Origin of the sequence: Ochrobactrum sp. P6BSIII, assembly GCF_014138065.1 — a bacterium.
Taxonomy (GTDB): Bacteria; Pseudomonadota; Alphaproteobacteria; order Rhizobiales; family Rhizobiaceae; genus Brucella.
This window is the reverse complement of record NZ_JACGXB010000002.1, coordinates 435,590-445,656: the sequence shown is the minus strand read 5'-3', so window position 1 is coordinate 445,656 and position 10,067 is coordinate 435,590. Positions and strand designations below refer to the sequence as shown.

The window sequence follows — 10,067 nt, the reverse complement described above, 5'->3', positions numbered from 1 at the left end:
ATAGCGGCGACGTGACATCAAAGACCTCCAAATCCGAGGCCTTTCAATAACTAATCCATTCAAATAGCTAGCCTATTTATGAGTGCACGGCCTAGAGCGATCTGGTAGAGATTAAATCGTCGGGGAGTTTCTCGCTGTCCAGCGGGCTCTCTTCTGACAGATGGTCGATCAGCGCACGCGCCGATGAGGTCAGCTCATCCAGCGAACGTATGCAAAGCGACAGGTGCCGTGTGGCCCATGCATCCGTTAGAGGGATTGGCGCGATGCTGGTTGTCGTCGTCATACGATGCGCAACCAGTTCCGGAATGATTGCCAGACCGACGCCTGCGGCGACCATCGGGCAGATGCTCTCAAATGTACGCAGCCGCGTGCGCGTCTTCAGCGTGACGCCCAGACGTGCCGCATGGGCTTCGATGTGATCGTAAAGTGCGCCTGAATAGAGCCCGATAAACGGTTCGTGCAGGACATCGGCAAGGCAGGTCGATTTTCTGGCGGCGAGGGGATGGTCTTGTCCCGCAATGAGAACCAGCCTGTCTATGGTGAAGGGGAGGAGAACCAATCCGGCGGTGTCGACAGCGTCCGACAATATGCCGATCTCAACAAAACCGCCGGAAACAGACCTTGCGATTTCCGCGCTCTGCCGTTCTTTCAGCTCGACATCGATTTGCGGATTGTCGGCCATAAACCGGGCAAGGCGCGCGGGAAGGTATTCGGTTACAGAGGCGGTATTGGCCGCCACGCGCACGGTTGAACGCATGCCCTTGGCATGGGTAATCAGATCGGTATGCATGTCGGTCATCTGGCGCAGCACGATGCGCGCATGATGCGCAAGCGCTTCCCCGGCCGCAGTGAGCGAAACACCACGTCTGCCGCGTTCGAGAAGCTTGACCTCGCCAATGGTTTCCATATCGCGCAGGCGTTCGCTTGCGGAGGGCAGGGCGAGCCCCACTTCCGCAGCGCCGTGCGTAATGCTTCCGGCGTCGGCAACGGCGATGAAAAGGCGAAGGTCTGTAAGGTCGAAACGCATGCTTATTTATCGCCCATATTCTGCCTTCGGTAAAGCCGAAGGCAGAATATGGAACTTCCGCATTTCGCAATACGGGGATTTCTCTATAGCGAAAGCATGACCCAATCAGTTGCACTTATCGTCACGATTACCCTCACTTTCCTCGGCGCTGGCTTCGTCAAAGGCCTGACCGGCATGGGATTGCCAACTGTTGCCATGGGTGTGTTGGGGGCACTGATCTCACCACTAACAGCGGCAAGCCTGCTTATCGTCCCGTCATTCATTACGAATGTCTGGCAGCTTCTGGCCGGGCCGAGTTTTCGTGCGCTGGCTCTGCGCCTTTGGGCCATGATTGTGGCAATCATCGCCGGAACGTGGATCGGCACCTTCATGCTGGTCGACGGCGAGACGAGCCTGACCACCGCGCTGCTCGGCGCATGTCTGGTCGTTTATGCGGGGTATACGCTGCTGGCCCGGCAATGGCACGTAGCGGCTCGGCACGAAGTCTGGCTCTCGCCGCTGATCGGTCTTCTGACTGGCTTGATCGCCGGTGCGACCGGCGTGTTCGTCATTCCCGCTGTTCCCTATCTTCAGGCGCTGGGGCTTAAGAAAGACGATCTGGTGCAGGCATTGGGATTATCGTTTACAGTGTCGACCATTGCGTTGGCCATCGGGCTTTCGTCGCGTCAGGCTTATAGCGGTGATATTCTCCTCATTTCGCTCGCTGCCGTCCTGCCAGCGCTGGCAGGCATGGCACTTGGGCAGGTTTTTCGCCAGAAAATAAGTCCGGAACGGTTTCGCCTCTGGTTTCTCGTCGGGCTTATGCTATTGGGAACGGAAATGCTGGTGAGACCGATATTCTTGATAAGCTTTCAATAGCGGAAGAATTTTCTTTTCCCCTCCGATACATGCGGATTTGCTTTCTTGTTCGCATATGTCGGAGACAGGATACTCACGCTCATCAATAGCGGGAGCTGTTGCAGTTCCCGGGAAAGCTTGGAATAGACAGGCCGCTTCTGGCTGTAGTGTGACATGACCCGACAGAAATCTCCTGACCATAACGGGTCGCCTGTGTCGCGATTCCGGTTGTTTAATCCGCTTCTTGCGGGTGCGACGCTGCGCGAGCGCGCGATTGCCTGCATTGGGGCGCTGGTTGGCATCGCTCTCACCGGTTTTGTCTCGGGTCTTCTGCTGGGCAACGGCCCGCATCTGCCGTTGATCGTTGCGCCCATCGGCGCATCGGCGGTGCTGCTATTTGCCGTGCCGAACAGTCCGCTGGCGCAACCATGGTCGATCATCGGCGGTAACACGATTTCAGCGCTGGTAGGCTTGATTGTCGCTCGCTATGTCAGCGACCCGGCTCTTGCTATCGGGCTTGGCGTTGCGCTTGCAATCGCCGCCATGTCCGTAACCCGCAGCCTGCATCCACCCGGCGGCGCTGCTGCGCTGACGGCTGTGCTGGGCGGTCAGGCGGTCGCAAGCTGGGGCCTGTGGTTTCCGCTCGTGCCGGTCGGGTTCAATTCCTGTCTGCTGGTGGGAGTGGGTATCCTGTTCCACAAGCTTGCCCGGCGGAAATATCCGCATAATGCGGCGGCTGTACCAGTGAGCCTGCACGAGACCAAGGACTTGCCTCCTTCAGTGCGAACGGGCATCCGGGAAGAGGATATCGACGAGGCACTGAACACGCTGGATGAGAGCTACGACATCGACCGCAACGACCTTGGCCGGTTGTTGCGACAGGTTGAGTTGCAGGCATCGATCCGCGCCCATGGTGATCTCACCTGCGCCGACATCATGTCGCGCGATGTTATCAGCATTGGTGAAACCGATTCCGCCGATCAGGCGCGTAATCTGCTGTTGCGCCATCGTATCCTGACCTTGCCTGTGACGGGTTCCGATGGGCGTTTGACTGGCATGGTTGGCCTGCGTGAATTGATCCAGCCGGGCGAAAGCCTCAAGGATCATGTGATTCCGGCCATTACGGCTGGGCCGGATGATGCTGCATTGAGCCTGCTTCCAGTTCTGACCGATGGTCTCACCCATGTGGCTGTGATCGTGGACGAGAACAGATTTGTGGTCGGCGTCGTGTCGAAAAGCGATCTTCTCAGCGTCATTGCACGTGTTTTGCCGCAAGCGGCGACATCTTCCATTCGAGCCGCAGCCTGACATCTTAATAGGGCCAGATGTTCCTGTTTTTAGCTGTTTCCGGTAAAGCCTCTCAAGGCTCTGCCGGAAATACGCTATTGAATAAAAAGCAGATTTTGGGCAGGGTCGACTCCCAAGACAATGTCGGTGAGTGAATATGTCCGTCCAGCGCGTTAGTTTCTATATTCTTCTGGCGCTCGTCACGATCGCCTTCGCCTGGCTGCTTATCCCTTATTACACTGCGGTCCTGTGGGCGGTTATTCTCGCCGTCATCTTCTATCCCGTTCAGCAATATCTTGTGCGGCTTCTGCGCGGGCGGCGCAATCTTGCAGCCTTCCTGTCGGTGCTGATGTGTATTTGTCTGGTCATCATTCCGGTGTTGATCATTTTCAGCTCGCTGGTTCAGGAGGGAAACTCCCTTTACCAACGGCTGAGCAGCCGCGAATTTGACCTTAACAGCTACATCACCAGCATTCTTTCCGTGCTGCCGGATTCGCTGGAAGACTGGCTCAAACGCTTCGAGCTTGGCAGCTTCGCCGAATGGCGGTCACGTATTTCAGCGACAATTTTGCAAGGCAGCCAGCTTTTCGCTGGTCGTCTCGTCAGCTTCGGCCAGAACACGCTGCAATTTTTCATCGGCTTCGGCATCATGCTCTACCTGCTGTTCTTCCTGTTCCGCGATGGTGCGGACCTTGGACGCAGAATCCGGCAGGCTATTCCGCTGAGCGACGACTATACGCGCCAGTTTCTGGAAAAATTCACCGCCGTCATCCGCGCGACGGTCAAGGGCAATATCATCATCGCGATCATTCAGGGCGCTATCGGCGGCATTGCCTTTTGGCTGTTGGGGATTGAGGCAGCCCTGTTGTGGGGCGTGATGATGACCTTCTTCTCCATGCTGCCAGCGGTTGGTGCGGCGCTTGTCTGGGTGCCTGCCGCCGTGTGGTTCTTTGTCAGCGGAGACTGGGGCAAGGGTGTCATTCTCGTTCTGATCGGAACGCTGGTTATCGGTCTCGTGGATAATTTGCTGCGCCCGCCGCTGGTCGGCAAGGGCACGCGCATGCCGGATTATGTGGTGTTGATCTCGACGGTTGGCGGCATTTCGCTGGTCGGTATCAATGGCTTCGTCATCGGGCCGTTAATAGCTGCCATGTTCATTGCCGCATGGTCACTGCTTGCCGAAGAGCAGAAGGATAAGCCCACTGCCGCCGACAGTCCCAAACCATCGGCGGTGAAGGCAAGACGCTCGAAATAATCAAGGATCAGGCGACTTTGAGCGTTTCCACTGGCAGGCCGGTATCGGTCATCTTGTTGTCGATACCGTTTTCGTCGAGGAACTGCTTCATCTCCGCATAGGTTTCGAACCATGCGCGGTTATATTTGTCGAACAGCGACTGATCCCAGTAATCTTCCAGACGGAACGGCTTGTCGCTGAAAACGTCATAGCTTGGAATTTTGTAGGTCTCGGCAAATTCGGCCGTGCGGCTGTCATAAGTGAAATAGATCGACGGCACGCCATTGGCGAGCGCCATCAGATTGCCGTGCAGGCGATAACCGAGCACCAGCTGTTGCTGGCGCACGAGGTTCTCATAATCGGCCACAACATCGGAATAGAACATCTTGTTCCGGTAGAGATTTTCAATTTCTTCGTCGAAATACCAATCGGCGGTCCAGCGATGTGCCTTCAGAGCGGCGATGGCATCTTCCTTCTGTTCGGGCGTGCCGAACACCATCTTTTTCTCATCAATCTCGCCTTGCGCCATCAGCGTGACGTCGAAGCGCCGCGCCATTGCCTTGATGAGGTCGCGGTGACGGGTAAGATATTGCTCGATGTCCTGTGCATAGGCAGGTGAAACCTCACGGCGCACCGTGACGCCAACCTTCTCTACGCTGTCGAGCGGCGGCAGCTTGATGCGCAAATGCTGGTTGTTGCGGCGAAAGGCCGTGGGGCAGCCGATGATGCGCACATTGCGAATGCCAATATCGTTCAGCACCTGCGCCGTATATGCACCGCGCACGCCAATGGAGACGGTCGAATCCGCGATGATGCGTAGCACGGCCTTGGTTTCTTCTGAAAGTTCCAGCGCGCCCTTGGAGGGGGCCTGTGCACCAATGCCAAAGGCGATGACCGGGAGCTTCAAGCGTTGCAAGACGGCGATGCTCTCGCGCCAGTTCATGTCCTTGTTCACATAGTTCGAGCCGCGCAGAATGACATAGTCATAATCCTCGCGCAGCTGGTCGATCTTTTCCGGCGAATAAGCGGTTATGGGAAGCTCGGACGCCTTTTCATAGTTCATCAGCTTGAGCGATGACTCGAACACAAAGGCATCGCCAATATTGTGATAGTGATTGATGCTGCCCTGCACGTCGGTGTGACGATACCAGCGCACATTGTCGTGGTCATACACTTCTCCAGCGGGAATCATCACGAGGGCGCGGGGGGCACGGGCCATTCGGTTTTCCTTTAATAAGAGCATTTCCAGCAAAAGTGTGAAACGGTTTTGCGTTCGGAAATGCGTAAGACAATGATTCCAGGTAAGCCAGGCTCAGCTTGCCTGAGAGAGGACAGTTTCACTCACTGCCGGCTTCGGTTTGCGAGGCTTTGCCTCGCGCAATCGGTTGTAAAGGTCGAGATGCTCTTTGGCGCAATCAACATAGTGTACAGGACGACGGACGGAATTGTGAAGTCGATCCCAGATACTCGGTTCGCTTAGAACTTCTGTGAAACGGTCGGCCAGATCTTCAGCGCTGCGAACACGGAAATGCAGCCCGTCTTCGCCATCGCGAATTTTCTCGGCCATGCCGCCAATATTGGAGCAGATCACCGGGCGGCGGTGATGCAAGGCTTCCTGGATGACGATCGGTGAGTTTTCCCACCAGATGGACGGCATCACCACCCAGTCGACCGACTGCATGAGACGCGGCATTTCCGCATTCTGATAAGCGCCATAAAAACGCACGCGGGGACCGGCCTCTTCGATCAGCTTCTGCATCCGCTCCTGAAAGGCAGGTGGCTGCTTTTCCAGATTGCCACCGAAAATCATCAGGCGGGAATCTTCACCCCACACCTGCTCCGGCACACGCGATACCGCGTCAACCAATACGTCGATGCCCTTGAACGGATTGATTTGGCCGAAAAAGGCAAAGCGGCTGCGGCGCGGGTTCGGGCCGGTCAGTTCGCGCGGAGGCGTAACCTCGCGGATGGCGATGCCGTTCTCGATGACAGCCATCTTGTCGGGGTTCAGCCCCCATTCGTGATAGCGGTTTGCCAGAAACTGGCTTGGCGAGATGAAGGCATCGGCCAGCTCCAGCATTCCACGCACAAAGCGCTCACGCTTGAGGAACCGTGCTGGCGGAACCTGCGGAAAGCAGGCGTGGCAATCAATGGGTGAGGCCTCGTTACAGAGCTTCGAGGTTCCGGCTTTCACCATCTGGCCGTCATTGTTGCAGATCGACAGGAATTCGTGGAACGTGACCAGAATGATGCGATCCGGCAAGGTCTCGCGGATTGCATAAAGCGTTTCCAGCCCGAGCCCCATCACATGATGGAAATGCACAATATCCGGATCAAAATCGCGCACGAAGCGCAGGAGATCTCGGCGGATTTCGTCCGTGTTCTTGTTCGACAGGTAGAAGTGATCATATTCGTCGGCGTGAAACAGGATTTCGTCGCTGGCGCGGCGCATGCTCATCAATGCCGTGGTACCGTGGCGCGGGATGGGGTGTCCGGCGCGGGCCAGATAGACCGATTGCACGCCGGGAATGGCATTCAAACCCTTGTGCAGGTTATAGGATGCGATTTCACCCCCGCCCAGCGAGATCGACGGGTGGGCGTGCGAGATGACCAGAACGCGGAGTTTATCGCTCATGCGGGTTCCTCAATCGGTGCGCTGCGCCTGCCAGCAAGAATCTTCGACCAGCGTGCATCAAAGACCTGACGGTCGATCCGCTCGATCAATGCGATGGTTGATGCTCTGTCAGTGACCGATACATCGTCGGATCCGAGCATCTGCGCCGATGGCAGCCAGTAGGAGCGCAGACCGGACTGTTTGAGTTTCAAGCCGAGATCGAGGCCTTTTTCATGCGTGCCGAGATAGCCGCGTGTGAAACCGCCAACCGAAAACAGTGCATCACGCGGCAGGATGCAGCATTCGAAGGTCGCCGTGGCGACTTCTGTGAGTGACATGCCGGAAACGGAATCCATTGGATAACCGGCATAGCGGCTGATGAGGGCTCTGTCGGATTGCGGCCCGGCAACCCAGGTTCCGGCCCAGCGTATGGAGTCGTCTTCGTAAACGAGCGTTGGAGACAAAACGCAGTCGTGATGTGCGTCGTAGGCCGTGACGAGCTTGTTCAGCCAGCCGGCGCGTCGCGGCAAAAGCGAGCCTGCCAGAAACACCACCTTGTCAGTCGTGACGGCGCGCGCACCAACTTCCAGCGCATCGTAAAGGTCTTCAGAACCGCTTGCCGAGACAAGCCGGATACGCAGACGATAGAAGTCGGCGAGCCTTCGAACTTGCACCCCGATGCGGTCGATGATTTCCGTTGCCGCCGCCACGACAATCGGCGCGATGCGGGTTTCGGGATCGAGTGCGAGCAGGGCCAGCAGAGGCTCTATCTCTTCTACCCGTTCATCGACGCCGATGATGATCGCCAGATTGGCGGCGTGGTTTACCGCATCTTCGAACGGGCCGAGATCGACCACGCCGAACACTTCAGGTGCTGGACGACTGACGCCGCTCAGCAGGGGAACAAGCTGTTGATCGACAATGTGGCGCAGCGCCCAGGCATTGGGGTCGGTTGCGCGTATCTGCCGGACAATCGCATCGCGTGATGTCACACGGGTCGGCGTCAGCGGATGAAAGGCGCGGCGTCCATCGCTGATGGCAAGCTCGATATAGAAGGGTGACGTACTGTCGCCCGCAAGTTCGGGCGCAAAGGCTACGAAACCATGCGCATGACGGTTGGGGTCGAGACCGGCATTGAAGGGCGGCTGGTTGTCGAACTCGTGGGTTACATCCGGCCGGTCATAGCGGGTCCATGTGCCGTCGACCTGTATCTCGCCGCGATGGCGGCGCAGCTTGACGCTTTCCACATGGCTGTCGGGATCGAGCAGCCAGCCAGAAACCAGAATGCCGCTGCCCTCAACGCGAAAAACATTGTCGATGCCGAGCCGCACCGGGAAGGGCAGGCCAGAGACGGTCTCGCCGCCGTCGAAGCGATTGGCTGCAGAGCGTAGCCGGAGCAGGATATCCGTCGAACTGCGCACTCGCGGCAGGATGGCGCGAATATGCCCCGGCGTCTCACGCGATCCGGCCAGCAGCCTGCGATCATAGACTTCCGTGAAGCGCCAGCCGCGTCGCCCGCGAAATAACAGGCGTTCGATATCGTTCGGTTCAACTGGCTCATTGGCGAGCAGCAAACCGGCAAAACCCGACGCTTGATCGTTGAGATCAGGGCGTGCGAAAACGCTGATCGAACATTCTGCCAGCGAAGAGTTTTTACCGCTGATGAGAAGTCGCGTGACGGCGGGCGTCAGATCCTGCGCCCAGCCCTGAACGAAGATTTCACCTTCGTCGCTGCCGCCAATCAGCTCAATGCAGCCATCGGAGCGCGCGCCGACCTGCAACAGAACGGTGATTGCGGCAAGCTTCTTGCGCCCGATAGGACCGGAAATCAGCCCTTCTACCAGTTCATCGATGACGGTTGGCAGGCTTGGCCCGGCAAGGTCGCCGATCATGGCGACGAAATCGGCGACGGGCGCAGCGCGCGATGCGAAATTATAGCGCGCCACCTTGGCCTTATGCTGGAACATCACCGTCTTGAGGATGCCGCGGCGCAAAATGCCCGTTGGCACGATGGCCACAAATCCATGAGTGCCAGCGGGAGACGGCTCTTTCAGCGGCCAGGTAACGAGGTTCACCTTGACGCTAAGCGCGGGATCGCCGTTCAGAAAGGCCGTGACCTGATCGCCGCTCGCATTGCCGATGCCGAGCACAAGCAGAAGCGTTTCCTCGACCACACAGCCGACGACCATCTCGCCTTCCATCATCATGGGCGGGCGTTCTGATAGCCGGGCAGGTTTTGCTGCCGGTTGCTGTGTGGCGGGTCTTTCGTCTTGCGTCATGGGTTTCCCCTCAGCGCATCATGAAAAGCGTCAGGATAGCGCCTGCAACGAAACCGGCCATAACGTACATGAGCATGAACAACATTTTCACGTCGCCACCGGCCCGTTTGCGCACGTCGTCCATGCGCTTTTCAAGCCCGGCGACCACACCGTCCATGCGCATGATATGCACGTCGAGTTCTGTCATGCGCTGATGCAGATCGGTGCGCAAGCCATCCACGGATGCGGTTATGTCTGCCATTTCGGCAGGTGCGGCATTGCCTGAACTATCAAGCACCGGAGCCACGCGTTGCAGCGAACGCTGGTTGACCTGCAACTGGCGTTGCGCGGCCATCAACATGTCGAGCTTGTCGAGAATGCGCGTCATCGGCGCAGCAATCAGCGCTTCAGCGGCCTGTTCGTCGGGTTTCGGTACACGCAGTTTCTGCTCATTGCCTGCCGCATTGGCTGCGACGACAACAAGTTCACCGGCGCGAGCGGCGGCGAATTGCGGCAGCATCACTTCGAAAGCGTGCAAGCCATCGCCAATGCCGTTGCGCTTCAGGTCGGGACGTTCCTTGTCCGCCGGTGCTTCCGCGATGGGCTTGTCATCGAGCAGAACGCGGATCAAAAGCCGTTCCGTGGGCGCTCCGGGATCGAACGCCCAGCCGTAAAGGCGGCCTTCCTCGATGGCGTCAACGCGTCCTTTCATGGCTTCGGTCCTCTGAGGTGCGGCGGATGCAGCCTGTGCTGCTGCCGGTTTTGCTGCCCCTTCGGTTGGAACTTTGGTCGCGATGTTCATAATTGTAC

At 57.7% G+C, this 10,067-nt stretch carries 8 protein-coding genes; 3 read left to right on the top strand and 5 right to left on the bottom strand.

All coding sequences use genetic code 11. The features are described 5' to 3' along the window. Window positions 1-91: 91 nt before the first annotated feature. A complete protein-coding gene (locus FHW00_RS04365; RefSeq protein WP_078337057.1) occupies window positions 92-1,027 on the bottom strand; it encodes a LysR family transcriptional regulator in 936 nt (311 codons plus the stop codon). A 96-nt stretch (window positions 1,028-1,123) separates the two neighbouring features. Between FHW00_RS04365 and FHW00_RS04360 the strand changes: the two genes are divergently transcribed. The 3 genes from FHW00_RS04360 (at window position 1,124) to FHW00_RS04350 (ending at window position 4,406) form a co-directional block, all read left to right on the top strand. Next, window positions 1,124-1,885, top strand: coding sequence for a sulfite exporter TauE/SafE family protein (locus tag FHW00_RS04360; protein ID WP_078337091.1), 762 nt, complete (start codon window positions 1,124-1,126; stop codon window positions 1,883-1,885). Between the two features lie 153 nt (window positions 1,886-2,038). Continuing rightward, on the top strand, window positions 2,039-3,172 hold the full coding sequence (locus tag FHW00_RS04355) for an HPP family protein (protein ID WP_078337056.1): 1,134 nt from the start codon (window positions 2,039-2,041) through the stop codon (window positions 3,170-3,172). A 136-nt stretch (window positions 3,173-3,308) separates the two neighbouring features. Continuing rightward, on the top strand, window positions 3,309-4,406 hold the full coding sequence (locus FHW00_RS04350) for an AI-2E family transporter (protein WP_078337055.1): 1,098 nt from the start codon (window positions 3,309-3,311) through the stop codon (window positions 4,404-4,406). 7 nt (window positions 4,407-4,413) lie between these two features. Here FHW00_RS04350 and FHW00_RS04345 read toward each other — a convergent pair whose 3' ends face one another. The 4 genes from FHW00_RS04345 to FHW00_RS04330 all read right to left on the bottom strand — a co-directional run bounded on the left by FHW00_RS04345 (window position 4,414) and on the right by FHW00_RS04330 (window position 10,059). Beyond that, window positions 4,414-5,604, bottom strand: a complete 1,191-nt coding sequence (locus FHW00_RS04345) for a polysaccharide pyruvyl transferase family protein (protein WP_078337054.1) — start codon at window positions 5,602-5,604, stop codon at window positions 4,414-4,416. Between the two features lie 93 nt (window positions 5,605-5,697). Next, window positions 5,698-7,020 carry a glycosyltransferase family 4 protein gene (locus FHW00_RS04340; protein WP_078337053.1) on the bottom strand — a complete coding sequence of 441 codons (1,323 nt, stop codon included), beginning with the start codon at window positions 7,018-7,020 and terminating at the stop codon, window positions 5,698-5,700. Further along, the gene (locus FHW00_RS04335; protein ID WP_078337052.1) at window positions 7,017-9,278 is read right to left on the bottom strand and encodes a glycosyltransferase family 2 protein; all 2,262 of its coding nucleotides are present in this window, start codon (window positions 9,276-9,278) and stop codon (window positions 7,017-7,019) included. Before FHW00_RS04335 ends, FHW00_RS04340 begins: the two co-directional genes overlap by 4 nt. 10 nt (window positions 9,279-9,288) lie before the next feature. Continuing rightward, window positions 9,289-10,059 (bottom strand): hypothetical protein, encoded by a 771-nt coding sequence (locus FHW00_RS04330; protein ID WP_078337051.1) that lies wholly within the window; start codon window positions 10,057-10,059, stop codon window positions 9,289-9,291. Window positions 10,060-10,067 lie beyond the last annotated feature (8 nt).

Coding starts and splice junctions, on each gene's coding strand:
- FHW00_RS04365 (WP_078337057.1), bottom strand. CDS start 1,027: ATGCGTTTCGACCTTACAGACCTTCGCCTTTTCATCGCCGTTGCCGAC.
- FHW00_RS04360 (WP_078337091.1), top strand. CDS start 1,124: ATGACCCAATCAGTTGCACTTATCGTCACGATTACCCTCACTTTCCTC.
- FHW00_RS04355 (WP_078337056.1), top strand. CDS start 2,039: ATGACCCGACAGAAATCTCCTGACCATAACGGGTCGCCTGTGTCGCGA.
- FHW00_RS04350 (WP_078337055.1), top strand. CDS start 3,309: ATGTCCGTCCAGCGCGTTAGTTTCTATATTCTTCTGGCGCTCGTCACG.
- FHW00_RS04345 (WP_078337054.1), bottom strand. CDS start 5,604: ATGGCCCGTGCCCCCCGCGCCCTCGTGATGATTCCCGCTGGAGAAGTG.
- FHW00_RS04340 (WP_078337053.1), bottom strand. CDS start 7,020: ATGAGCGATAAACTCCGCGTTCTGGTCATCTCGCACGCCCACCCGTCG.
- FHW00_RS04335 (WP_078337052.1), bottom strand. CDS start 9,278: ATGACGCAAGACGAAAGACCCGCCACACAGCAACCGGCAGCAAAACCT.
- FHW00_RS04330 (WP_078337051.1), bottom strand. CDS start 10,059: ATGAACATCGCGACCAAAGTTCCAACCGAAGGGGCAGCAAAACCGGCA.